Here is a 22868-nt window from a genome sequence, read left to right as displayed (position 1 = left end):
GTTTTTACGGTTTCGGCAACATCTGGATCATAAAACTCACAGGCTCGTGTCGAAATGACGGGAAATGTTTCATATTTGGATAATGCAGGATATAGAAAGCATCTGATTTGTTACAATTTTGAAGGCCCGACTATGGCGATTCTACTGACAGTCGAAGAACAAATAGCCCGAATGCGGGCTGATTTGCGCATGGGCGTACCCATTTTGCTGTCTAATGGGGATTCTGTGTGGATGGCTGCGGCTGTTGAAACATTACATGCAGATAGATTGAAACATTTGCGTGGTTTTTCTGATTCGTTGGAATTGACGATTACGGATTGGCGGGCAAAGACATTGGCCACTTATGCATCTGGTGGTGATTTGGCGCGTCTTGCAGTACCTGCGGACCGTGATTTGGCATGGTTGAATGCCGTTGCAAATCCAGTGGATGATTTACAAAATCCTATGAAGGGTCCGTTTATGCCCATTTGTGATGGGACGGCTGAACCACATCGTATTGCATTAATGATTTGTAAATGGGCGCGATTGTTGCCTGCGGCCGTTGTTGTGGAAATTACCAAACAGCAAGTAAGTGAATTACCATATCTGCACTGTTTAACATTGGATGCTATTGGGCCGTGTTTGCATAAAAGTAGTCCTTTGGCTTTGGTTGCAGCGGCAAATGTACCATTGGCAGTTTCAAATGCGTCTAAAGTGCATGTGTTTCGCCCTGATGATGGGGGGACAGAGCATTATGCGATTGAGATTGGCAGCCCAAAACGGGATGAACCTGTTTTATCGCGCCTACATTCGGCCTGTTTCACGGGTGATATCATTGGATCGTTGAAATGTGATTGTGGCCCGCAGTTAAATGCGGCGATGCAACAGATCGCTGCAGAAGGCTCTGGTGTCCTTTTATATATGAACCAAGAGGGGCGTGGTATTGGGTTGGCGAATAAAATGCGTGCCTATGCTTTGCAGTCCCAAGGGTTCGATACGGTTGAAGCGAACCACCGTTTGGGGTTTGAAGACGATGAGCGTGATTTTAAATTGGGTGCAGAGATTTTAAAGTCCCTTGGCTTTAACTCGGTGCGTTTGATGACGAACAATCCGAATAAAGTGGCGCGCATGAATGATGCAGGCCTTGAAGTTGCTGAGCGCATAGAGCTGAAGGTGGGCGAGAATCCGTTGAATGCGCATTACTTGGCGACCAAAGCGAACAAAAGCGGGCATCTTTTATGAACGCACGCTTTGATGATTTGGTTGTCACAGAATGGGGCGCACGGTTTATGGGCGTGAACTTACACTGTGCGATCGGTCGTGGCGGTATCGCTGTCAAACAAGGTGAAGGCGATGGTATTACACCCATTGGAACGTTTCATTTGGAAGGCATTAAGTTTCGTACAGATCGTTTGGATTTTAATGCACGTGCGGTTGCACAAGATTCTATAGGGCTGGGTGATATTTGGTCGGATGATCCGAAAGACCCCGATTATAACCATGGTCTTTATGCACCTGAACATCCTTATAGCCATGAAAAGCAACGTCGCGCTGATCCTTTATATGATGCTTTTGGAATATTGGATTACAACTGGCCTGATGCTGTGCCGGGTGCTGGCAGTGCGATATTCATGCATGTTTGGCGTAAGCCGCGGCATCCGACAGAAGGGTGTATTGCTTTTGATCGCAATGATCTGATCTGGATTTTTGAAAATTGGAAGCCGTGGTCGCGTGTGATTATTAAGGGGCAATAAGGTATGTCAGCACCGATTATTGGCATCACAACATATGGGCGAACGGAAAAGAAAGTTCCAAGCGAAGCGGATGATCAATTTTTCACGGTGCCCACTGCTTATGTAGATGCTGTCAGACGTGCTGGTGCTGTACCTGTTTTATTGCCACCTGGTGAACAGAATATCGAAGGTTGGTTGGATACTGTTGATGGTATTGTCTTTGCAGGTGGTGCCGATATCGATCCGACATATTATAGTGGTGATGTTGAACATCCGAAGCTGGGGTCAAAAGATACGGAGCGGGATGAAACGGAATTCGCTTTGTTGCGTGCTGTTTTAGGTCGTAAGGATAAGCCCGTTTTGTTGATCTGCCGCGGCTTGCAAGTTTTGAATGTTTTATCGGGCGGGACTTTGTATGAGCATATTGCAGATGTGCATCCTGAGAATATTCACCAAGGGACTGAAACGATTTGGACATTACAGGCGGCTGATATCATAGAAGAGTCAAAGCTGTTTAATGTTGTCGATCGGGATGTGGTAAAAACCATGTCGGGTCATCATCAAGGGGTTAAGGATATTGGTGAGGGGCTATCTGCTTCGGCAACAGCTGCTGATGGTATTGTTGAGGCGTTAGAGGTGGCAGATCATCCGTTTTGTATTGCAGTGCAATGGCATCCTGAAATGACGGCAGATGTAGATGAAAGTCAGCAGAATATTTTTGATGCGTTGGTGAAAGCAGCAAAACCTATTTCATAATCTTTAAAGCGTGCTTTTTTAATGTATCTGCCAAAACTTGCCCGCCGCTATCAATGGTTTCACTTGTCGGCATGATCAGCGCGATTTGACGTATTGCTGTCGTATCCAAGATTTCACGCAACATGATATCACGCCCGCGCTGGGCCTCTGTCTGTGCATATAATTGTGGGAGGATTGCCACGCCAGCACCTGTGGCTGCCATTAAGCGAATAGCGTCTAGGCTGGTGCCTTCGTATTCATCAGAGACATACCCGCCGCATTTTGCTGCCAAGGATGAGACAACGTTTGATAAGCGATATGCGCGGCCCAAAGTTAGCAGGGTTTGCCCCGCAAGTTTTTTCAGTGCGATTGGGCCTGTTGTCTGGGCCAATGGGTCATCAATGGCGAATGCAGCCCAGAGTCGTTCTTGGAACAATGGTATTTGTAATGTTCCTGGATGGTCTTCGGGGGATGAAATGACCATATCAAGGCGGCCTGATTTCAAACCTTCTTCTAATTCTCGCGTGTTTTCTTCACGTACGACCAATCGTAGTGTTGGATGGTTTTTGTGAATGTCGCGTACAACAGAGGGTAAAAGATACGGGCCAACAGATGATAAGACGCCTAAGCGCAGGCGGCCCGCTAAAACGCCTTTGTCGCGAACGGATACACATAGGTCTTCGACATCGCGCAATATAAGGCGTGCACGGCGTACGATATCTTCACCTTCTTTTGTGGTCGTTGCCCCTGTGCGCCCACGGTTAAAAATACGCACACCTAAGAAAGCTTCTGTTTCTGCAATCTGGGCAGACAGGCTGGGTTGGCTGACGTTTAATTTAGAAGCTGCCACACCAAAGCGACCTGTTTCTGCAACGGTGACGATGTATTCCATTTGGCGCAATGTGGGTTTCATTTAATCATAGCCTTAAACTATATATATGAGTGTTTTTATATATTTGAATTATGTATTTTGGCAACCCATATGAAGATCATAACGCACGCGCAAAAAGAAAAACGAACAAGCGTGTGCATGATCAAAGGAATATAATAATGACGAGAGTCCTTTCGCGAATTCAACATTTTCTGCACCTAGAGGCGAGTGCAGGGATCATTCTGATGTTTACGACAATTGCTGCGTTGATCATCAGTAACTCTGTTTTTTCAGGGTTCTATTCGGTTTTTTTGAATACGCCAATTACAGTTGCTATTGGCAGTCTTGAGATTTCCAAAGCATTGGTTCTGTGGATCAACGATGGATTGATGGCCATATTCTTTTTCCTAGTTGGATTAGAGATTAAACGCGAAGTTTTAGCAGGTGAATTATCTAGTTTTGACAAAGCAATTTTGCCTGTCCTTGCTGCTATTGGTGGTATGGCTGGCCCAGCATTGGTGTTTGCATGGTTTAATTGGGGTAGCCCAGAAACGATTTCAGGGTGGGCGATACCTGCCGCAACAGATATTGCGTTTGCGCTGGGTATTTTGGCGCTGCTTGGATCGCGCGTGCCTGTATCCTTAAAGGTATTCTTGCTTGCGATTGCGATCATTGATGACCTTGGTGCAATTCTGATCATTGCGATATTCTATAGTGCTGATCTGTCTGTAAATGCATTAACGCTATCTATGCTTGGTTTTGCCGTCGCTGTTGGTTTGAACCGTATGGGTGTGCGCAAATTTGCACCCTATATCATCATCGGTATTTTTATGTGGGTCTGTGTGCTGAAGTCTGGTGTGCACGCAACATTAGCTGGTGTTTTGATTGCGCTCACTATCCCGTTGAAAGAGGGTGATGGCGAAGAATCAATGGTACATCGCGCTGAACATGGATTGCACCCGTGGGTCGCATTCTTAATCCTTCCATTGTTTGCCTTTGCAAATGCGGGCGTATCATTGGCAGGGTTGTCATTCGCACAACTGTTGCAACCATTGCCGCTGGGTATCGCGGCAGGTCTGTTCGTTGGTAAGCAGGTTGGTGTGTTTGGTATCACATGGTTGGCGATCAATACAAAGATTGCACGGTTGCCTGAAAATGTTGGGTGGCGCCATGTATACGGAGTGGCGTGTTTAACAGGCGTAGGTTTCACGATGAGTTTGTTCATCGGTTCACTGGCATTCTCATCCCCAGAGGTCATGAACGAGGTGCGCTTAGGTGTATTATCAGGTTCGATTTTATCTGGCTTGCTGGGGTTCATAGCCCTTTATGCAACGACTTCGCCGCAAAAAGTGGTTGCTGAGCCAGCATAAATCGAAAAGAGCGGGACTGTGGTTGTTAACCGTAGTCCCGTTCGCCGAATATCGCAGAACCAACACGAACATGCGTGGCACCCAATGCCACAGCGCGTTCAAAATCACCGCTCATACCCATGGATAATCCAGTTAATCCATTACGTTCTGCAATTTTACGTAAGAGTGTAAAGTGAAGTGAAGATTCTTCATTCACAGGCGGGATCACCATAAGGCCGATAATAGGTAGTTCCATTGCAATGCATTCTTTGATGAAAGCATCTGCATCCGCTGGTAAAATACCTGCTTTTTGTGGTTCTTCGCCTGTGTTGACTTGAATAAACATATCAGGCGCTTTGCCTTGCGTTTGAATTTCAGACGCAAGCTTATTTGCAAGTTTTGGGCGATCTACAGCGTGAATGGCATCGAATAAGGCAACAGCATTCTTAACCTTGTTGGTTTGCAAAGGTCCAATAAGATGTACCTTAGCATCTGGAAATTCCTGTTTAAAATCAGGCCATTTCCCTTCGGATTCTTGTACTTTATTTTCACCAAACAAACGGTGGCCTTGTTGCAATACAGCATGAACGCGCTCATTTGGTTGTACCTTAGAAACGGCGATCAATTGTGTGCTGCCAGCAGGGCGCTTCGCTGTTTCTTCAGCTTTTAGGATGCGGGTTTTTATCTCATTTAATGACATAAACCTTTTTTGGCGTGATCAAATGGTTTCGTAAACCCCGAAAACCACAATGACTTCAATTTGACGTGTATAGCAGATAAACAAGCAGAAACTTTACCAAACCCCTTGTTCGCTTAAAAACAACAGGATAGATGTTGGTAAGAAATTTCGAGGGGCAGTTCATAATGTCAGGTAAAATGTCTAAAGTGCTAAGTCTTTTGTTGGTGGCTGCCGTCGTGGCAAGCTGTGGCAGAATCAATAGTGCAGGGAGTTCAGCAGGTCTTTTCAAACGTGATAGGGCGGCGCAGGCCAAAGTTGAAAAACCGCGAGACAAGGACGGCAGGATTATCCAACAAGGGGCGAGCGCAGATATTCCTCGGACACCAAAGGAGCAGTTGCAAGGCGGTCTTGCTGCTGGCGGTCTTGATCTTAATGCGCTCTTTAGACCTCCTAATGATGATAAAGACATTCGTGTTAATAAGCATCTATGGACTGCAACATTGGAAACTCTGAATTTCCTCCCGATTGAAGCAGCTGATCCATTTTCCGGTGTTATTGTTTTAGGATGGGGTCGCGCACCTGGATCGAACACACAATTCAGAGCGACAGTCCTAATCCAAGACCCAGCACTTGAAGCAAGCTCATTGAAAGTTGCGATGCAAAAACGTAATGGCCCTGCAAGTGTGGAAACAAACAAACGTATCGAAGATGCGATCCTAACGCGTGCGCGCCAACTGCGGATTGCAGCGACCAAGCGTTAGGTCTTTTCGGAACTATAAATTCAGTATAAATCGAAAACGCCGAGCCCATTGCTCGGCGTTAAACGTATAAGGGTAAGTTATGTCACGTTACAACGCACGGGTTGTTGAGCCGAAATGGCAAGAAGCATGGAACAGCGCAGAGATATTTAAAGCTGAACGCGATGAAAGTCGTGAAAAATACTATGTGCTTGAGATGTTTCCCTATCCGTCAGGCCGCATTCATATGGGTCATGTCCGCAACTACACTATGGGCGATGTTGTAGCGCGTTATAAATCCGCAAAAGGCTTTAATGTATTGCACCCTATGGGGTGGGATGCTTTTGGTATGCCTGCTGAAAACGCTGCGATGGAAAAGAAGGTTCACCCTGGCGATTGGACCTATCAGAATATCGCAGACATGCGTTCGCAATTAAAACCCATTGGCTTGTCGATTGATTGGTCGCGTGAATTTGCGACCTGTGATCCTGAATACTACGGCCAACAACAAGCCATGTTCATCGACATGATGGATAAGGAATTAGTGTACCGGAAAAATGCTGTGGTGAACTGGGATCCTGTGGACATGACTGTGCTTGCGAATGAGCAGGTGGAAAACGGGCGCGGGTGGCGTTCAGGTGCTTTGGTGGAGCGTAAAGAACTAACGCAATGGTTTTTCAAAATCTCTGAGTTTTCAGAAGAATTGTTGGATGCGATTGATGGCTTGGACGAATGGCCAGAAAAAGTACGCACAATGCAAAAGAACTGGATTGGTAAAAGCCATGGTTTGCAATTTAACTTTGAAACAGTTGGTGCGCCTGAGGGTCATGAGCAGTTAGAAGTTTATACAACACGCCCTGACACATTGTTCGGCGCAAGCTTTGCTGCGATTTCTTGCGACCACCCATTGGCGAAGCAGCTGGAAAAAGACAATACAGAGATTGCGGCTTTTAACCAAGAATGCCGTCAGTTGGGAACAACTGAAGAAGCGTTGGAAACAGCTGAAAAGAAGGGTTTCAACACAGGTATCACGGTGAAGCATCCGTTGGATTCTGGTTGGGAATTGCCTGTTTATATCGCGAACTTCGTATTGATGGGTTACGGCACAGGTGCTATTTTTGCTTGTCCTGCGCATGACCAACGCGATTTGGATTTTGCACGTAAATACGATTTGGTTGTGACCCCTGTTGTTTGTGATGAAAAGCAAGATCCTGATACATTTTCGATTGGTACTGAGGCCTACACCGGCCCGGGCCGTATGATCAATTCACGGTTCTTGGATGGCATGACCATCGAAGAAGCCAAGCTGGAAGTGAACAAACGGATTGAAGCCAAAGGTATTGGTACGGCTAAAACCAACTACCGTTTGCGTGACTGGGGTGTGTCCCGTCAACGTTATTGGGGGTGCCCAATTCCTGTGGTGCATTGTGATGACTGTGGCGTGGTGCCAGAGAAGAAAGAGAACCTACCGATTGAATTGCCAAAAGATGTGACGTTTGATCGCCCAGGCAATCCTTTGGATCGCCATGATGAATGGCGCGCATGTGAATGCCCCTCTTGTGGCAAACCTGCGCAACGTGAAACGGATACGATGGATACATTCGCAGACAGCTCATGGTACTTCGCCCGCTTTACAAGCCCACGCGCAGATACACCAACAGTTGCTGCGGATGCCGAATACTGGATGAATGTGGATCAGTATATTGGCGGTGTGGAACACGCGATTTTGCATCTGTTGTATTCCCGCTTTTTTGCGCGTGCAATGAACCTAACGGGTCACTTGCCAAAGTCTGCTGTTGAACCGTTCAATGCGTTGTTTACGCAGGGCATGGTGTGCCACGAAACATATCAAAATCCTGACGGAAAATGGCTTACACCTGATGAGATTAAGCCAGTTGAGGGTGGATATGAGACGGCTGATGGGCAACCTGTAAAGGTTGGTCCTTCGATTAAGATGTCTAAATCCAAAAAGAACGTGGTCGACCCAGAGGACATTATTGATCAATACGGTGCTGATACGGCGCGTTGGTTTGTGATGTCTGACAGCCCACCAGAACGGGATGTGGAATGGACTGCATCGGGTGCGGATGCGGCTTGGAAACACCTTCAGCGGGTGTGGCGAATGACAGATGAAATCTGTCAAAGTGCCGACGCGGGCTCATCCGAGCCTAAGGAGGCGCTTGCTTTGCAAAAAACAACGCACCGCACATTGGATGAAGTGACTAAAGGCATCGAAGGGTTTGCGTTTAACAAATCTGTCGCTGCCCTTTACCAATTTACGAACACAGTAGCGAAATCGAAAGCAGACAAAGCTGCCAAAGCAGATGCTATGAAAATCATGGCGCAGATGATGCAACCGATGACGCCACATTTGGCCGAAGAGATGTGGAATGCTTTGGGTGGTGAAGGTTTGGTTTCACAAGCTGAATGGCCTGCTGTTGATCCTGATATGTTGGTGGATGATACGGTGACGATGCCGATCCAAATCAACGGTAAACGCCGTGATGAGATCGAAGTTTCTGCATCGATCACAAAGGAAGAGCTTGAAAAACTTGTTCTTGCGCATGACAGTGTTGTCAGGGCGTTGGATGGAAATGCGCCCAAGAAACTGATCGTGGTGCCAGGAAGAATTGTTAATGTCGTTGTATAACCGTCGAACTGCCCTTGCTGCTTTAATATCTGCCTCTTTGTTAGGTGGATGTGGGTTCTCGCCTATTTATGGCGAAGGCACTGCAGCGGATGGCTTGCGTGGTACAATTGACATAACATCTGGCAAAGGTCGCGAGTTCTTTGCCATGCGCGAACGACTTGTGGAACGGTTTGGGTTCACATCTGCACCGAAATACCGTTTGTCGTTCACTTATAAGGCTGAATCCGAAGGTTTGGCTGTTTCGACTACGGCAGAGGTTACACGTTTTAACCTAGACGGCACATCTGATTTCAAAGTTGTGGATGCTGATACAGGTGCTGTTTTGTTGACTGGAACCGTCACATCAAAAACGGCCTATAGCGCTACATCTGAAACGTTCCCAACACGGGTTGCTGAACAAGATGCACGATCCCGTTTGGCGTTGGCTTTGGCGGATCAAATTGTGACACGTGTTTCTGCAACTGCTCCGAAGTGGGCCAAATGAAATTAGCGGGTGCCAAGGCGACTGGATTTTTTGCAAACCCAGATAAATCTTGTGCAGCTGTTTTGATATTTGGCATGGACTCCGAAAAAATTTCAACGCGCAGGCAGGAATTGACTTTGGCCTTGGTTGGCAAAGAAGCCATGGATGAAATGCGCCTAACGCGCTTGTCTGCGGGTGAGGTGCGTAAAGAACCAGCATTGGTATTGGATGCAATCAAAGCCCAAGGGTTTTTCCCAGGGCCACGGGTTGTTGTGGTGGAAGATGCCACAGATGGGCTGACGTCTGTGTTTGATGCGGCATTGAAAGAATGGTCGCAAGGGGATGCCCATTTGATTGTTACGGCTGGGTCTTTGAATGCACGATCAAAACTGCGCAAGGTTTTTGAGGCACCGCAAAACACATATACAATCGGCCTTTATGATGATCCGACACGCCCAGAAGAAGTGGACCGTATGTTGGCGGATGTGCAATTGACGAATGTGTCGATGGAAGCAAAAAAATATCTTATGGCTTTGGCGCGTGATTTGGGGCTTGGGGATTTCAAACAGGTTCTAACGAAGCTGTCACTTTATAAACTCAAAGATGACAGCCCTGTTGAAGTGGGTGATATCGAAGCCTGTGCGCCAGCCACATTAGATGCGGATATCGATGATGTTTTGCATATGGTGGCAGAGGCGCGCAGTGGCGAAGTTGGTCCAACTTTGGAACGGCTTGCAGGGCAGGGTGTGAATGCAACTTCGCTTTGTATAGGCGCCACGCGCCACTTTCGCATGCTGCATGCCGCGGTTAGTGACCCACAAGGGCCTGATGTTGGATTCAGTAAATCACGCCCGCCTGTTTTTGGCCCACGCAAAGACCGACTTGTACGTCAAGCACGTGGATGGGGATCGGCGCGTTTGGAGAAAGCGCTGCAAGAGTTGATGGATACTGATTTGACGCTAAGATCATCAAAACCAGTACCAGCAATGGCGGTGATTGAACGTGCTTTTATACGATTGGCGATGATGCGCCCGAAATAGGAGAGTTGATATGTATAAAGTTCTGGGGATGACAGCCACGCGCACGTTTCGTGTTTTGTGGATGATGGAAGAGCTGGGATTAGAATATCAACATTTGGATTTGCAACCAGGCTCTGACGATATGAAGGCGGTAAATCCAACGGGTAAAGTTCCTGCTTTGGTTGAAGGGGATGATGTTGTGTTGGATAGCACAGCGATCATTCAATACCTTGCGGATAAACATGGCGGTTTGACCTATCCTGCGGGTACCATTGAACGGGCGCAACAGGATAGTTTTACGCAGTTTATCCTTGATGAGATTGATGCCGCATTATGGTCGGCTGCACGTAATACATTTGTATTGCCCAAGGAAAAACGTGTGCCGCAGATCAAAGAAACATTGAAATGGGAATTCACGCGATCCTTGAAAATTCTTGAGGGGCGTATAGGGGATAATGAATTCCTGATGGGTGATAAAATCACAGTGCCAGATATTATCCTGACCCAATGTGGTGGCTGGGCGCGTGTTGCAGGTTTTGATATTCCTGATGGAAAGCTGCGCGACTATTTCAAACGCATGATTGCGCGGCCTGCTTATAAACGCGCAGATGTGCTACGCGGTTAAATAGGTCACTGCGGATTGCCCTGCGCAGCGACCCGTGGCCAAGCATCCCGTGATTAAATAGCCACCTGTAGGCGCTTCCCAATCCAACATTTCACCTGCACAAAATACGCTTGGTTTGTCTTTCAACATCAAACCCTCGGTCAACGCGCTTTGGGGAATACCGCCAGCTGTTGAAATGGCTTCATCCATCGGGCGTGGGCCATTGTGCGGGATGTGAAATGACTTGATGATTTTTGGCAGGTCTTGGATGGGTGTTTTTGTGTAGAACTCATTTATGAGCGCAGCTTTTACAGGATCAAGATGCAACGCTTTGCGTAAGACGGAGCTGCGGGATGCTTTTGTTTTACGCTGTAAAAGGCGGCTTTGGAGCTGTTCTTCGGAATGATCGGGCAACAGATCAATTACCAATGGTGCACCTTTGCGAATATATTTGCTGGCTGCATATATTGCGCTGCCCTCAATACCTTTTGCGGAAATGACAAAGTCGCCGCGGATGGTTTTAGTGCCAGCTTGTAAGGTGATTGTTTTAACGGGTGTGCCGAAATGGGGTTGCATGTGGTGTGACCACGGAATGATGAAGCCCATGTTCGCAGGTTTGAAGGGGTGAATGGCAATACCTTCGTTTGAAAGGATGTCTGACCATTTTCCATCTGACCCTAAGTTTGCCCAACTTGCGCCGCCCAAAGCAAGTACTGTTGTTTTGGCGTTGATGGTTTCTATGCCCTCTGGGGTGTTGAATTTTAGGTCGGTTTTATCCCAACCTGTCCAGCGCCAACGTGTTTTGAATTGCACGCCTTTTTCAGAAAGGCGTAGCAACCATGCGCGTAATAGTGGGGATGCTTTCATGGATTTTGGAAATACACGGCCTGAACTGCCAGTGAAAACCTCTTGGCCGAGCGACTGCGCCCATGTGCAAACATCCGTGTTTGTGAACTCTGAAAGCATGGGGCGTAACCATGGTTCGGCTTCATCATAGTTGGCTGTGAACACGTCAAAGGGTTCGTTTTTGGTCAGGTTTAAACCTGACTTCCCAGCCATTAAAAATTTGCGCCCAAAGGATGGTTTTGCATCTATGACAAGTACAGATAACCCAGCATCAGCAACCACCTCAGCCGCCATTAATCCGGCAGGGCCTGCCCCGATGACGCATAGGTCGATCATTGTTTTGGCAAGCCACCTTTGATTTCCACTACGCGGTGTGGATATGGGATTGTGATGTTGTTTTCTTTCAATGCATTCCAGATCAAGAACAGCACGTCAGATGTATACTTGTTTTTGCCATCATCAATACCTTCGACCCAAAATTCGACTGTGAAATCGACCCCTGAATCGCCAAAAGCCACGAGTTCGCAATCAGGTTTGAAGGGCTTTTTCAGCACGGATGGATGTGTGCCCACTGCTTGTTCAACGATATCAGGAACGAGGTTTATATCTGTATCGTAAGAAACAGAGAAGTCAGCATTATATCTGTTGCCTGATCCTGCATCTGACCAATTTACAATGCGTGTCGTGATGAAATCTTCGTTGGGGACAACAATCCATTTGCCGTCGAATGTTTCTAGGATTGTGGCGCGCGATAGCATTTTTACGATCGTGCCTTTTTCACCGCCATCTAGTTCGACGAAGTCGCCAACGGTTGCTTGGCCTTCCAGCAAAAGGATGATGCCAGAGATGAAGTTGGATGCAATTTTTTGCAGGCCGAAACCAAGACCAACACCAACAGCGCCACCGATGACTGCGAGCGTTGATAAGTTCAGGCCGAGGATGTTCATTAGCAGTAGGAAACAACCACCAAAGATTGCCAATTCAACCGCTTTGGTTGCCAATTCGCGGGTTGGGACACGCATGTTTTCTTGGGCGCGGATATATTCGGCACCGCGGTCGTTTGACCAACGACCCAACCAGAATAGGATGCTGCCGAAGATAACGCCGCGTGCGATAGACAGGATAGAAAAGCTGATGTTGCCGACCGCGATTTTTGTGGCACCAAGGAATGCGACCAATGGGTCTAGTAATCCTAAGGCGTATAAAATAGCGACTGGGATAACGACGTATTTCCCAAGGAGTTTCAGGAATGGATCATAGACGATGTCGCGTACCAATATGCGTGCGGCGAGTAGAATAAAGAGGCGCTTGCCAAATGCAATCACTGCGCCTGATCCAAAGACAGAACGTGTGATTTGTTCACCTACTGCAGTGAAGCCATAAGCTAGAAGTGGTAAAAGCAATGGTAGGAATAAAAGTCCAAAACGTAGCGTTTTGGCGATTGCACCTGTTTGACCTTCTTTGGGTGTTAGAAGTCGTTCAATCAGCGGTGCCAGCTTTTTACGTGCGCCATAGGCCAGTATAAATGCTAAAACCAACAGGCCGAATTGTGACCATGCTGCGGGGCTGGTTAACCATGTGATGGCGATATCATATCCCTGTTGTGCATAGGATAAGGCTTGTTCCTGAAGAGACATTGATAAAGCTCCCGCTTAATGTGTTAATCAGTTACCTTTATAAGGGTTTTCTTGAAAATTCTACGGTAACTTCACAGTGGGTAAGCGCGCCTGTTTTACTAGTCTATAAGGCCAACATTGCGGCGGATATTATCGTCGCGCAGGCTAATGACTTGGCCTAACCATGGATCAGCTTCTGCACCACACATCCAGACCATTGCTTTGGCAGGCCAATCTGCGGGGATGTGATCCGACCAATCCAATGCACTGACGGAATTCACGCCGCTGTCTTTGATTGCGACTTGCATGTCTGTGGCAACGGTTCCAGGGGACAGAACCAATGCGCGAATGCCATTGGCACGTTCTTCTACGTCTAGGCATGCGTTTAATTGGTGTACGGCTGCTTTGGATGCACAGTAATGTGCCCAGCCCTCTAATGGATATGTGGCCGCACCTGAACCGATAGTGATAATTGTGCCGCCCTTTTTCATATGGGGCAGGGCTGCGTGGATGCCATAGAAGACGCCTTTGAGATTAATATCGATCAGATTGCCCCATGCGTCTACATCCATGCCGTTCATTTTCCCGATGGGGTCAATGATGCCAGCATTATTGATTAGGACATCTAGTGTGCCAAATGTTTCGACAGTTTTCGTGACCATATCGGCAACATCAGATGCGTTGGAAACATCGCAAGTAATTGCGATAGCTTTGCCGCCTTTGGTTGCAATGTTATCAGCAATAGATTTGATTTGATCAGCGGATCGTGCGGCTAAAACCACTTTGGCGCCAAGGCTTGCAAACTCATATGCTGCTGCTGCGCCAATGCCACGACTTGCGCCTGTGATGAGAACGGTTTTGTTTTTTAAATCTGCCATATTAATAAATCCTACATCTTAAAAGTGGTCCGCTGCACGGAAGGTTAACCTTTGGCGGTTTTTTTATAATTGTAGCGGTATGGCGGGCGTATGGAAAGTGTATGACATGTGTATTGCACGTAAAAGTTAATTATATGCGTTTGGCGGTTGTCTGCATCTGTTGTGTAGCATAGCTTTGCAGCATGTAATTTGAGGACAATTCATGTTTAGATCAACCCGCTTTTGGACAGCCGCAGTTGCTGTCAGTGCTTTGTCAGCGACACCTGTATTTTCAGACGCGCAGACGACTGAAATTTTGGAAGAATATTTTGAGCTGTTTAAATCGGCGCCTGTCACGATTGATGTTGGAACTAAGGACGATGGTAGTCGTTTCACGCAATGGAATGATATTGTTGTAAAGTATGAAAGCAGTGATGCGGTTTTGAATATCCCTTGGATCAAAGTTAGTCGTAAACTTTTGGGTGGGCTGGAGATGACCTTTGCCGAAGAGATCAACGGTGCGCTTAAAGGTTTTAATGAAGACACTGCTGAACCTATTAAATTTGTTGTTATAAGCAAAGGAGCTGTCGTTGGCATTGATGGGGAGGCAGGTGCGCGATCCTATGCATCCGAGTTTGATGAAGTGACGTTTAAAACGGTTGGCAGTGATGATATTTCTATCGATGCTATAGTTACAGATGGAACAAGTACGCAAACGATCAAAAAGGGTGAAATTGATGTGTCATCAGGTGACTTTAGTGTTGCATCGATGACTTTTAATTACGCCTTTGATGTTGAAGGAAAAGCACTTGGAAGCGCTGCATCTTTTGACAAACTTACTGGTACGTTTGAGATACCGTTATACAAAGATATCGACCAAGAGGATTTTATGAGCTCTTTTGATGCAAATCAAAATATGCTGATTGAATATAATGTTGCGTCTGGTTTAGCGAAAACGGTTGTTAAAGACATTAACGGGACTTTTAATGTTGTCACTAAACATGGCGTAGGTTTCGGGAAGTTTGCTTTGCTTGATTCAATCGCTGAAATGTCTGGAGAAACGCAAGATGTCAGCTATGATATCACGGCACCGGATATAGGTTTGCCACCAATCGAACTAGGTATGAAGGAAATGGTCGCAAAGTTTGTTGTGCCATTGGACAATACTGAAGATGCAAAAGCATCAGAGATAAAGTTCGCTATGACTGGTTTGAACATGTCAGAGGGAGTGTGGAGTATATTTGATCCAAAGGCTATTTTGCCTCGTGATGAAGCCGATTTGGATATTGATTTATCTGCAAATATGCTGTGGCTTAAAAAATTAGCAGAAATCAATGTGAATGATAAACATCAGGCGCCTCCTGTCGCTTTAGAGAGTGCAAAAATTAATGCGATAAACTTACGAGTGGCAGGCGCAGAATTGCAAACGGATGGTGCTATTGTTTTGGATAATTCACAATTTCCACCTGTTCCAGATGGCACGGTCAATGTTTCGCTAAAAGGAGCCCAAGGATTGCTGACTAAACTATCCGAAGCAGGACTGCTACCTTTGCAAAATGCATTGGCTATTCGGGGTATGAGTGCGGTCTTCTTTGAGGATCAGGGCGATGACCACCTTGTCTCTACGATAAAGATGAATAAAAACGGTCGGATCACGGCCAATGATGTGCCGATAAAGTAAATTGTGAGTATTCTGCCCAATGACTGATTTTCAAGTGCTATCCCAAAAACTGTTGAAAGCTGCAAAAGATGCAGGTGCGCAATCGGCTGACGTTTTGTTGGTTGATGGGCAGAGCGTTTCTGTAGATGTGCGTGGTGGTGCTTTAGAGCATGCGGAACGGTCTGAAGGTGTGGATGTTGGACTACGCGTTTTGATGGGTAAGAAGCAAGCATGTGTATCTGCTTCTGACATTAGCGATTATACTTTGGAACAGATGGCGCAACGTGCTGTAGCTATGGCGAATGAAGCGCCAGAGGATGCGCATATTGGTTTGGCTGATCCTGAACAATTGGCCACATCTTGGGATGTGGATGCGTTGGATTTGGCGGATATGTCTGAAAAGCCTTCGTCTGAGGCGATGCAGGAAACAGCGCAAGAGGCCGAAGCGGCTGCGCTGGGGGTGAAAAGGGTTTCCAAAGCGCAGGGGGCAAGCTGTGGCTGGAGTGATACGCGGATTTATTTGGCGGCTACCAATGGGTTTGAAGGTGGATATCGCCGCACTGGGTTTTCAACAAGTTGTGTGGCCATTTCTGGCGAAGGTCTGGAAATGGAGCGCGATTATTGCGGTGAAGGACGTGCACATTGGGCGCATATGCCAAGCGCACAAGAAGTGGGGCAATTGGCGGGCGAACGAGCGGTTGCAAAGTTTGGGTCGACGAAACCACCAACGGGAAATTACCCCGTTTTATTCGATGAACGTATTTCATCAACGTTGATTGGGCATCTATTGGCAGCAATCAACGGCACATCGATTATTCGTGGTTCTAGTTGGTTAAAGGATGCTCTGGGTGAACAGGTTTTGCCAAAAGGTGTAAATTTGTTGGAAGATCCAATGCGACCACGCACATCAGGGGCCAAACCGTTTGATGCAGAAGGTTTGCCAGTTTCGGCGCGTAATGTGATTAATGATGGCATGTTGACAGGATGGACATTGGATTTGGCAAGCGGGCGTAAGCTGGGGATGCCAAGTACATCGAATGCATCACGTAGCGTTGGGTCGCCGCCGTCACCATCAACTGGCAATTTGCAACTGTTGGGTGGAACGAAATCGCGCGACGAATTGATTGCAGAAATGGGCACTGGTTTGCTGGTGACGGGTTTGATCGGTTCAACGGTCAGCCCAACAACAGGGGATTATTCGCGGGGTGCGAATGGGTTCTGGGTTGAAAGCGGTGAAATTATCCGCCCCGTGAATGAATGTACGATTGCTGGAAATCTGCGCGACATGCTGAAGGGTATTGTGCTTGGCAATGATGGCCGGGAACATCTTTCACGTGTGATCCCAAGTCTTTTGGTTGAAAGGCTGACGATTGCAGGGGCATGATCTAACTCTTTTATTGGATGCGGCTAAAGCTGCTGGTGATATCGCTTTGAAATATTTTCAAAGTGATGTGGATACGTGGGATAAGGGTGGTGGTCAGGGACCTGTAACTCAAGCAGATATTGAGATTGACCAGATGTTGCACGCGGAATTGTTAGGTGCACGATCTGACTATGGTTGGTTGTCAGAAGAAACTGAAGATAATACAGAACGGTTGGACCGTGACGTTGCTTTTATCGTAGATCCGATTGATGGGACAAAATCATTTATCAACGGGCATGAGAATTTTGCAACATCTATAGCGATTGCTGAAAAAGGTGTTGTACGTGATGCAGTTGTACATTGTCCTGTGAAGCAGTTGACCTATTGGGCCAGTGCTGGACAAGGCGCATTTCTGAATGGTGAAGCTATCGCGCATAATGGCGCAAACGCCGTGCGTTCTGCACGCATATTAGCAGCTGGATCACAGATGAAATTGGGATATTGGAAAGATCAGCCGCCCCCCATTGAGCGACACTTTCGATCCTCCTTGGCATACCGTTTATGTCTTGTCGCGCAGGGGCGTTTTGACGGGATGATGACCTTGCGTGATACATGGGAATGGGATGTTGCAGCGGGTGATTTGATTTGCCGTGAAGCAGGTGCGAAGGTTTCTGACAGGGGTGCAAAAGTACCCATTTATAATCAATCCAGACCGCTTTTAGCGGGTATGATCGCAGCGGCGCCTGAATTGCATGACGGACTGATACCGTACTTGAAGTGAATTGCCATTTTAGGGGTGAAAGCCTATGGTGCCGATAATATTTACGAAGGGTTTAAAGATGACACAAAGATTGCACTTGGTATTTGGTGGTGAGTTAAAAGATCCAGCGACAAAAGAGTTTCGCGATGTTGAGAATATCGATATTGTAGGCATCTTTCCAAATTATGAAGCTGCTTATAGTGCGTGGAAATCAAAGGCCCAACAAACTGTAGATAATGCGCATGCACGCTATTTTATCGCTCATTTACACCGTTTGCGTGATGAAGGAACTGCTGCGAGTGCAACAGAAGAACTGGGATAAGTTTACGTTGAATGCTGGGAACTATAGAATTTTGCCTGTATAAATTCGCTACTTATGTAGCGGCTGATAAGTTTGCGGAAAAGCGCATTAGCGTGTTTCGTAAGGCTGGACTTTCAATAGAGAGATGTACAGGTATATTAGAGGATCGTCCTGAAGGACGGTTGGTTTGGTTTCATGCGCGGGATTTGCATTCAGCAAAACCATTATTAGAATTAATAACACAGTTGAATTACCAAGAGCTGGGCTTGAGTTTTCTGGTCACAACACGACGGGCAGAGCAGACAGATGATTTTGTTCCTTTGTTGCCAGAAAACACAGTACATCAATTCCTCCCTGTCGATTTAAAAGTTCCTATGACGGCGTTTTTAAATCATTGGCTTCCTGATGTTGCTGTAATTTCAGAGGGTGAATTTTGGCCTCGGATGCTGAATAAGCTTACGGTACGCAAAGTTCCTTTGATTGCAGTAAATACGAAGATGAAAGACAAGGTCTATCGTAATTGGTTGTGGCTGCCGGGCTTAGCAAAAAAAGTGCTAAACACGTTTGATTTGATCTTGGTGCAAGATCAATTTGTGGCAAGTCGTTTGAAACGGCTTGGTGCCAAGACAACTAAGATACGTGTCGCTGGTGTTTTGGCGGAAACGCCAAAGTTGTTGAACTTTGATGAAAGCTTACATTCATCTATGTCTGCTAAAATTGGCAGCCGATCTGTTTGGTTATCTGCCGCCACTAATCGGAACGAAGAAGATGTTATTGTAAATGCGCATAAGATTGCTATGCGCCGTAATAGACGGTTGTTGTTGATTTTACACACGCGTGAAAAGGGACGAGGTGCGTACATTGCCGAACGCCATCAAAATAAAAACCTAACGTTTTCTTTTCAAGAAAAAGGAGGTGTTATTGATGATGCAACGGATGTTTTTGTATCAGAGGATGTGGATGAGCTGGCAACATACCTACAGCTTGCTCCAGTTACATTCTGTGGTGGGACGTTGTCTGATGGTCAATCGATTGATCCGTTTCATCCAGCCGCTGCAGGTTCTGCGATAATACATGGGCCTTCTTATGGAGATCATAGGGAAACATATACACGTTATAATGAAGCAGAGGCAACGCGCCAGGTGTCTAATGGCGGTGAATTGGCGAATACACTGACTGAAACAATTGGCCCTGATGTTGCAGCGATGCTGGCACATAAGGCGTGGGAAATTAGTTCGGAAGGTGGCGAAGTTTCTGGTACGGTGATTTCTGAGATACTCGAAAAACTTGCAGATGGGGCACAGACTGATGCAGCCACCTAAGTTTTGGAAAAACCCACCTGAACAAGTAGGAATATGGCCGTCTATTTTGGCGCCTCTTTCATGTGTTTGGTCGTTGGTAACAACTTGGCGTTGGAAGCAGGGCGCGCATGCGACGGTTGGTATTCCCGTGATTTGTGTTGGGAATGTTAATCTTGGTGGTACGGGTAAGACACCAACGGTTATTGCGACAGTGATGCGTTTACAAGCGCTTGGGAGGGTGCCGCATGTCGTGTCCAAAGGATACAAGGGGCAGTTGGCGGGACCAGTTCAAGTTGATGAAAAAACACACAGTGCTGATGATGTTGGGGATGAACCGTTATTACTGGCCGCTTTTGCACCCACTTGGGTTGCCAAAGATCGGCTGAGTGGTGCTTTAGCGGCAAAAGCTGCGGGTGCCGATGTCATCGTTTTGGATGATGGTTTGCAGAACCCTGCCTTGGCCAAAGATTTGACCATTCTTGTTGTGGACGCAGAGGTTGGCTTTGGAAATGGGCGTGTGATGCCATCTGGGCCTTTGCGTGAGACGGTTGAAGATGCTGTTGCAAAAGCTGATGTATTATTAACGATCGGGCCTGATACGGATATGCACAGCACATTTGTGGATCAATGGGATCAGGTTAAAGGTCTGCCACATGTTTCATCAACGATCATGCCTTTGCAAACAGGGATGGATTGGGACGGATTGCATGCATTGGCTTTTGCAGGGATTGGACGGCCTGAAAAGTTTTTTCGAACGCTTAAAGAATTGGGCGTAGATATCAAAGCAACGCGCAGTTTTGATGACCATCAAAAAATCCCAACAGCCCTGTTAGCACGTTTGGAAAAAGAAGCGTGGGATTTGGGTGCACAACTGGTCACAACTGAAAAAGATGCTGTACGATTGCCCAAAGACTGGCAGCAAAAGGTGCTGACAGTGCCTGTGCGTTTAGAATTAAATGAAACGGATCAATTTGATCAAGCGTTGAAGGCCATTTTTTAAACAGCCTTCACGCGTTTTCGATTAGCTTTCTAGCTGGCTATCAAGAAGCTCTTTGAATTGAGCGAACGACTTGTTGCCGTGATTTACGCCATTAATGAAGACGGATGGTGTTGAGTTTACACCGTCCGCCTCTGTTTGTTTTTGGAAGTTTTCAACAAGTGCTTTAGCCATATCCTGATCTTGAAGGCATGCTTCCATTGTTTCATTTTTTAGACCGGCAATGCGGCCAATTTTATAAAGGCTCTGTGCAATTTCTGCGCCACCCGCACCCGATGTCCATTCACGCTGGCGTTGATATAAGATATCTGCGATGCCCATGTATTTGTCAGTACCACCGCAGCGCGCGATCATTGCCCCCCAAAGACCTGGGCGGTCAAAGAATACTTCGCGGTAGATGAATTTGATTTTACCAGTGTCGATATATTCAGATTTGATTTTTGGCATGACGTCTGCGTGGAAGCGTGCGCAATGTGGGCAAGTGAATGATGCATATTCGATCATTGTAACTGCAGCATCTGGATTGCCTAGAACGATGTCCTCGACTTGGTTAGCCGCAGCGTCTTGTGCGAATGACATTGAGCCAACAGATGTGGCTGCTAGGGAATATGAAATAAATTGTCTACGGTGCATTGTGCTGCCTTTACTTATTGTTTTTCTGTTTGATGTTTTTACCCAATTGGGTAAGCGCATCTTTTAGACTTTGGTTGGATACATTTTCTACGGTCGTGTCAACTTGTCGGACCGCTTCAGGTGAGAGTGTTTTCGCTGGTTGCGGTTGCTCGAACTCTTTTTGACTTTCGCTAAAACCAGTAGGTGATGTTTGTGTAATTTTAATTTTGCTGATGGCAGAATAGCCATAGCAGGCGTTTACACGTTCCAAGATGTTTGGAATTTGCATTTGTAGCATTGGGGCGTTTGCGCCTGTGGTTAGGATTGTAAGTGTTGCGCCAAATCCATCGCGGGCATAGCCAACTTTGACGGGTTTTGCGATTTTGGCAATTGTTTCGCCTACAAACTCGTCCCAATGGGTTAAAAGCCGTGTTTCAACGAAACCGCGCTTTTCTGTGGCTTTGCGAATCTGTTTGTTCAACACACTACCCGTGCTTATAAACCCACGCTTGCCGCGCATGGGTTTGTAGCCATTTGGTTTTTTATGTGTTGCAGGTCGTACCATAGCTTCCATAATTCTGAATTCAGACTATCTTACGCAGAGATAGGTATAATTCCAGCAATTAAAAGCGAATAGGGCGATAAAACTTGCGTGATAATAGATCAAAAGATGCTGATGTTTTGTTGGCTTGGTATGATGAACATGCACGCGAAATGCCTTGGCGTGTGGCTCCTGCGGATCGTTTGGCGGGTGTCGCGCCCGATCCGTATCATGTGTGGATGTCCGAAATTATGTTGCAGCAAACGACTGTTGCGGCTGTGAAGGATTATTTTGTGAAATTCACGCAGCGCTGGCCAACTGTGCAGGATTTGGCGGCGGCGGATGATGCGGATGTTATGGCGGCTTGGGCTGGGCTTGGGTATTATGCGCGGGCGCGGAATTTGCTGAAATGTGCGCGTGTTGTGGCCAATGAATTGGGCGGCGTGTTTCCATCGGATGAGGTTGGTTTACAGAAATTACCAGGTGTAGGGCCATATACATCGGCGGCTGTGGCATCAATTGCGTTTGATCAATCAGCGACGGTTTTGGATGGGAATGTGGAACGCGTGATGGCGCGGTATCACTTGATTGAAGAGCCTTTGCCAACCAGTAAGGAAACCTTGCGCGGTTTAGCGGCTGGTATGTTGCCCGATGCGCGGTTTGGGGATTATTCACAGGCGATTATGGATCTGGGAGCAACGATTTGTACGCCGCGATCCCCTGCTTGTGGGATTTGCCCTTGGATGGAAGGGTGTAAGGCGCGGCCTGCTGGAATGGCGGCGGAGTTGCCGAAAAAACTGCCAAAGGCTGTTAAACCGACGCGGTTTGGTACCTGTTATGTGGCGATCCGTAAGGATGGGGCTGTTTTGTTGGAGCGGCGTCCTGATAAGGGTTTACTTGGTGGTATGCTGGGGTGGCCCGGGACGGAATGGGCTGTGGATGCACCTGATATGAGGCCGCCGTTTGAAGCGGAATGGACTGTTTTAAGCGAAGAGGCGCGACATACGTTTACGCATTTTCATCTGCGGTTGTCTGTGCAATGCGCAGTGGTGACTGATGATTTTGATCAAGATGTCGGTGAATTTATTGCGGCATCAGATTATGATGTGAATGATTTGCCGACTGTGATGCGTAAGGTTTGGAAGTTGGTGAACCCTACGGTCTGAACACGTGGCGTGACGTCATGTTTGATTAA

General features: G+C 46.9%; 23 protein-coding genes. 16 read left to right on the top strand and 7 right to left on the bottom strand.

The genetic code is table 11. The features are described from left to right. Positions 1-132: 132 nt before the first annotated feature. Genes ribA through F9L33_RS07490 form a run of 3 tightly spaced genes read left to right on the top strand, consistent with a single transcriptional unit; the run spans position 133 to position 2468 of the window. On the top strand, positions 133-1221 hold the full coding sequence (ribA, locus tag F9L33_RS07500; protein ID WP_152142515.1) for a GTP cyclohydrolase II: 1089 nt from the start codon (positions 133-135) through the stop codon (positions 1219-1221). Then, complete coding sequence (locus F9L33_RS07495) at positions 1218-1733, top strand: L,D-transpeptidase (protein WP_152142146.1); 516 nt, start codon at positions 1218-1220, stop codon at positions 1731-1733. Before ribA ends, F9L33_RS07495 begins: the two co-directional genes overlap by 4 nt. Positions 1734-1736: 3 nt before the next feature. Continuing rightward, positions 1737-2468 (top strand): gamma-glutamyl-gamma-aminobutyrate hydrolase family protein, encoded by a 732-nt coding sequence (locus F9L33_RS07490; protein ID WP_152142145.1) that lies wholly within the window; start codon positions 1737-1739, stop codon positions 2466-2468. On the opposite strand, the gene F9L33_RS07485 is transcribed toward F9L33_RS07490, so the two are convergent. Then, complete coding sequence (locus F9L33_RS07485; RefSeq protein WP_152142144.1) at positions 2458-3360, bottom strand: hydrogen peroxide-inducible genes activator; 903 nt, start codon at positions 3358-3360, stop codon at positions 2458-2460. The genes F9L33_RS07490 and F9L33_RS07485 overlap by 11 nt on opposite strands. A gap of 137 nt (positions 3361-3497) precedes the next feature. Between F9L33_RS07485 and nhaA the strand changes: the two genes are divergently transcribed. After that, positions 3498-4688, top strand: a complete 1191-nt coding sequence (gene nhaA / locus F9L33_RS07480; RefSeq protein WP_152142143.1) for a Na+/H+ antiporter NhaA — start codon at positions 3498-3500, stop codon at positions 4686-4688. Positions 4689-4713: 25 nt separating this feature from the next. Here nhaA and F9L33_RS07475 read toward each other — a convergent pair whose 3' ends face one another. Further along, complete coding sequence (locus F9L33_RS07475) at positions 4714-5367, bottom strand: YggS family pyridoxal phosphate-dependent enzyme (protein ID WP_152142142.1); 654 nt, start codon at positions 5365-5367, stop codon at positions 4714-4716. A gap of 164 nt (positions 5368-5531) precedes the next feature. On the opposite strand from F9L33_RS07475, the gene F9L33_RS07470 reads away from it, so the two are divergent. The 5 genes from F9L33_RS07470 to F9L33_RS07450 all read left to right on the top strand — a co-directional run bounded on the left by F9L33_RS07470 (position 5532) and on the right by F9L33_RS07450 (position 10840). Beyond that, on the top strand, positions 5532-6107 hold the full coding sequence (locus F9L33_RS07470; RefSeq protein ID WP_226804029.1) for a DUF3576 domain-containing protein: 576 nt from the start codon (positions 5532-5534) through the stop codon (positions 6105-6107). A gap of 79 nt (positions 6108-6186) precedes the next feature. Beyond that, the gene (gene leuS / locus F9L33_RS07465) at positions 6187-8733 is read left to right on the top strand and encodes a leucine--tRNA ligase (protein ID WP_152142141.1); all 2547 of its coding nucleotides are present in this window, start codon (positions 6187-6189) and stop codon (positions 8731-8733) included. Beyond that, positions 8720-9217: an LPS assembly lipoprotein LptE gene (gene lptE, locus F9L33_RS07460; protein WP_152142140.1), complete on the top strand. Its 498-nt coding sequence runs from the start codon at positions 8720-8722 to the stop codon at positions 9215-9217. Before leuS ends, lptE begins: the two co-directional genes overlap by 14 nt. Then, positions 9214-10236: a DNA polymerase III subunit delta gene (gene holA, locus F9L33_RS07455; protein ID WP_152142139.1), complete on the top strand. Its 1023-nt coding sequence runs from the start codon at positions 9214-9216 to the stop codon at positions 10234-10236. Before lptE ends, holA begins: the two co-directional genes overlap by 4 nt. A gap of 10 nt (positions 10237-10246) precedes the next feature. Then, a complete protein-coding gene (locus tag F9L33_RS07450; protein ID WP_152142138.1) occupies positions 10247-10840 on the top strand; it encodes a glutathione S-transferase family protein in 594 nt (197 codons plus the stop codon). Here F9L33_RS07450 and F9L33_RS07445 read toward each other — a convergent pair. From F9L33_RS07445 to F9L33_RS07435, 3 genes are all read right to left on the bottom strand, one after another. Beyond that, positions 10829-12001, bottom strand: a complete 1173-nt coding sequence (locus tag F9L33_RS07445; protein WP_152142137.1) for a TIGR03862 family flavoprotein — start codon at positions 11999-12001, stop codon at positions 10829-10831. The genes F9L33_RS07450 and F9L33_RS07445 overlap by 12 nt on opposite strands. After that, positions 11998-13302: a mechanosensitive ion channel family protein gene (locus tag F9L33_RS07440; RefSeq protein WP_152142136.1), complete on the bottom strand. Its 1305-nt coding sequence runs from the start codon at positions 13300-13302 to the stop codon at positions 11998-12000. The genes F9L33_RS07445 and F9L33_RS07440 overlap by 4 nt, the downstream gene beginning before the upstream one ends. A gap of 98 nt (positions 13303-13400) precedes the next feature. Then, positions 13401-14159 (bottom strand): SDR family oxidoreductase, encoded by a 759-nt coding sequence (locus tag F9L33_RS07435; RefSeq protein WP_152142135.1) that lies wholly within the window; start codon positions 14157-14159, stop codon positions 13401-13403. Positions 14160-14361: 202 nt separating this feature from the next. Between F9L33_RS07435 and F9L33_RS07430 the strand changes: the two genes are divergently transcribed. Genes F9L33_RS07430 through lpxK form a run of 6 tightly spaced genes read left to right on the top strand, consistent with a single transcriptional unit; the run spans position 14362 to position 20523 of the window. Beyond that, the gene (locus F9L33_RS07430) at positions 14362-15819 is read left to right on the top strand and encodes a DUF2125 domain-containing protein (RefSeq protein ID WP_152142134.1); all 1458 of its coding nucleotides are present in this window, start codon (positions 14362-14364) and stop codon (positions 15817-15819) included. Positions 15820-15838: 19 nt separating this feature from the next. Further along, positions 15839-17182, top strand: a complete 1344-nt coding sequence (locus F9L33_RS07425; RefSeq protein WP_152142133.1) for a TldD/PmbA family protein — start codon at positions 15839-15841, stop codon at positions 17180-17182. Then, the gene (locus tag F9L33_RS07420) at positions 17169-17942 is read left to right on the top strand and encodes a 3'(2'),5'-bisphosphate nucleotidase CysQ (RefSeq protein ID WP_152142132.1); all 774 of its coding nucleotides are present in this window, start codon (positions 17169-17171) and stop codon (positions 17940-17942) included. The genes F9L33_RS07425 and F9L33_RS07420 overlap by 14 nt, the downstream gene beginning before the upstream one ends. A gap of 58 nt (positions 17943-18000) precedes the next feature. Further along, the gene (locus F9L33_RS07415; protein WP_152142131.1) at positions 18001-18243 is read left to right on the top strand and encodes a DUF4170 domain-containing protein; all 243 of its coding nucleotides are present in this window, start codon (positions 18001-18003) and stop codon (positions 18241-18243) included. Positions 18244-18254: 11 nt separating this feature from the next. Next, positions 18255-19544: a 3-deoxy-D-manno-octulosonic acid transferase gene (locus tag F9L33_RS07410; RefSeq protein ID WP_152142130.1), complete on the top strand. Its 1290-nt coding sequence runs from the start codon at positions 18255-18257 to the stop codon at positions 19542-19544. Then, positions 19531-20523 (top strand): tetraacyldisaccharide 4'-kinase, encoded by a 993-nt coding sequence (gene lpxK, locus F9L33_RS07405; protein ID WP_152142129.1) that lies wholly within the window; start codon positions 19531-19533, stop codon positions 20521-20523. The genes F9L33_RS07410 and lpxK overlap by 14 nt, the downstream gene beginning before the upstream one ends. Positions 20524-20544: 21 nt before the next feature. Here lpxK and F9L33_RS07400 read toward each other — a convergent pair whose 3' ends face one another. Continuing rightward, a complete protein-coding gene (locus F9L33_RS07400) occupies positions 20545-21153 on the bottom strand; it encodes a DsbA family protein (RefSeq protein ID WP_152142128.1) in 609 nt (202 codons plus the stop codon). Positions 21154-21163: 10 nt separating this feature from the next. Next, complete coding sequence (locus F9L33_RS07395; protein ID WP_226804028.1) at positions 21164-21697, bottom strand: DUF721 domain-containing protein; 534 nt, start codon at positions 21695-21697, stop codon at positions 21164-21166. A gap of 149 nt (positions 21698-21846) precedes the next feature. Here F9L33_RS07395 and F9L33_RS07390 point away from each other — a divergent pair, with 149 nt between their 5' ends. After that, positions 21847-22839: an A/G-specific adenine glycosylase gene (locus F9L33_RS07390; RefSeq protein ID WP_370452104.1), complete on the top strand. Its 993-nt coding sequence runs from the start codon at positions 21847-21849 to the stop codon at positions 22837-22839. Positions 22840-22868: the final 29 nt, after the last annotated feature.

Origin of the sequence: Amylibacter sp. SFDW26 (assembly GCF_009184395.1) — a bacterium.
Taxonomy (GTDB): Bacteria; Pseudomonadota; Alphaproteobacteria; order Rhodobacterales; family Rhodobacteraceae; genus Amylibacter.
The sequence above is the reverse complement of the archived record's forward strand: the minus strand, read 5'-3'. Positions and strand labels throughout refer to the sequence as shown.

What these genes read in the sequence shown, in the direction of transcription:
- nhaA (WP_152142143.1), top strand. Translation starts at nt 3,498, where the DNA reads ATGACGAGAGTCCTTTCGCGAATTCAACATTTTCTGCACCTAGAGGCG.
- F9L33_RS07445 (WP_152142137.1), bottom strand. Translation starts at nt 12,001, where the DNA reads ATGATCGACCTATGCGTCATCGGGGCAGGCCCTGCCGGATTAATGGCG.
- F9L33_RS07390 (WP_370452104.1), top strand. Translation starts at nt 21,847, where the DNA reads ATGCCTTGGCGTGTGGCTCCTGCGGATCGTTTGGCGGGTGTCGCGCCC.
- lpxK (WP_152142129.1), top strand. Translation starts at nt 19,531, where the DNA reads ATGCAGCCACCTAAGTTTTGGAAAAACCCACCTGAACAAGTAGGAATA.
- F9L33_RS07440 (WP_152142136.1), bottom strand. Translation starts at nt 13,302, where the DNA reads ATGTCTCTTCAGGAACAAGCCTTATCCTATGCACAACAGGGATATGAT.
- leuS (WP_152142141.1), top strand. Translation starts at nt 6,187, where the DNA reads ATGTCACGTTACAACGCACGGGTTGTTGAGCCGAAATGGCAAGAAGCA.
- F9L33_RS07400 (WP_152142128.1), bottom strand. Translation starts at nt 21,153, where the DNA reads ATGCACCGTAGACAATTTATTTCATATTCCCTAGCAGCCACATCTGTT.
- F9L33_RS07395 (WP_226804028.1), bottom strand. Translation starts at nt 21,697, where the DNA reads ATGGTACGACCTGCAACACATAAAAAACCAAATGGCTACAAACCCATG.
- ribA (WP_152142515.1), top strand. Translation starts at nt 133, where the DNA reads ATGGCGATTCTACTGACAGTCGAAGAACAAATAGCCCGAATGCGGGCT.
- F9L33_RS07490 (WP_152142145.1), top strand. Translation starts at nt 1,737, where the DNA reads ATGTCAGCACCGATTATTGGCATCACAACATATGGGCGAACGGAAAAG.
- F9L33_RS07425 (WP_152142133.1), top strand. Translation starts at nt 15,839, where the DNA reads ATGACTGATTTTCAAGTGCTATCCCAAAAACTGTTGAAAGCTGCAAAA.
- F9L33_RS07485 (WP_152142144.1), bottom strand. Translation starts at nt 3,360, where the DNA reads ATGAAACCCACATTGCGCCAAATGGAATACATCGTCACCGTTGCAGAA.
- holA (WP_152142139.1), top strand. Translation starts at nt 9,214, where the DNA reads ATGAAATTAGCGGGTGCCAAGGCGACTGGATTTTTTGCAAACCCAGAT.
- F9L33_RS07450 (WP_152142138.1), top strand. Translation starts at nt 10,247, where the DNA reads ATGTATAAAGTTCTGGGGATGACAGCCACGCGCACGTTTCGTGTTTTG.
- F9L33_RS07430 (WP_152142134.1), top strand. Translation starts at nt 14,362, where the DNA reads ATGTTTAGATCAACCCGCTTTTGGACAGCCGCAGTTGCTGTCAGTGCT.
- F9L33_RS07415 (WP_152142131.1), top strand. Translation starts at nt 18,001, where the DNA reads ATGACACAAAGATTGCACTTGGTATTTGGTGGTGAGTTAAAAGATCCA.
- F9L33_RS07470 (WP_226804029.1), top strand. Translation starts at nt 5,532, where the DNA reads ATGTCAGGTAAAATGTCTAAAGTGCTAAGTCTTTTGTTGGTGGCTGCC.
- F9L33_RS07410 (WP_152142130.1), top strand. Translation starts at nt 18,255, where the DNA reads ATGCTGGGAACTATAGAATTTTGCCTGTATAAATTCGCTACTTATGTA.
- F9L33_RS07475 (WP_152142142.1), bottom strand. Translation starts at nt 5,367, where the DNA reads ATGTCATTAAATGAGATAAAAACCCGCATCCTAAAAGCTGAAGAAACA.
- F9L33_RS07435 (WP_152142135.1), bottom strand. Translation starts at nt 14,159, where the DNA reads ATGGCAGATTTAAAAAACAAAACCGTTCTCATCACAGGCGCAAGTCGT.
- lptE (WP_152142140.1), top strand. Translation starts at nt 8,720, where the DNA reads ATGTCGTTGTATAACCGTCGAACTGCCCTTGCTGCTTTAATATCTGCC.
- F9L33_RS07495 (WP_152142146.1), top strand. Translation starts at nt 1,218, where the DNA reads ATGAACGCACGCTTTGATGATTTGGTTGTCACAGAATGGGGCGCACGG.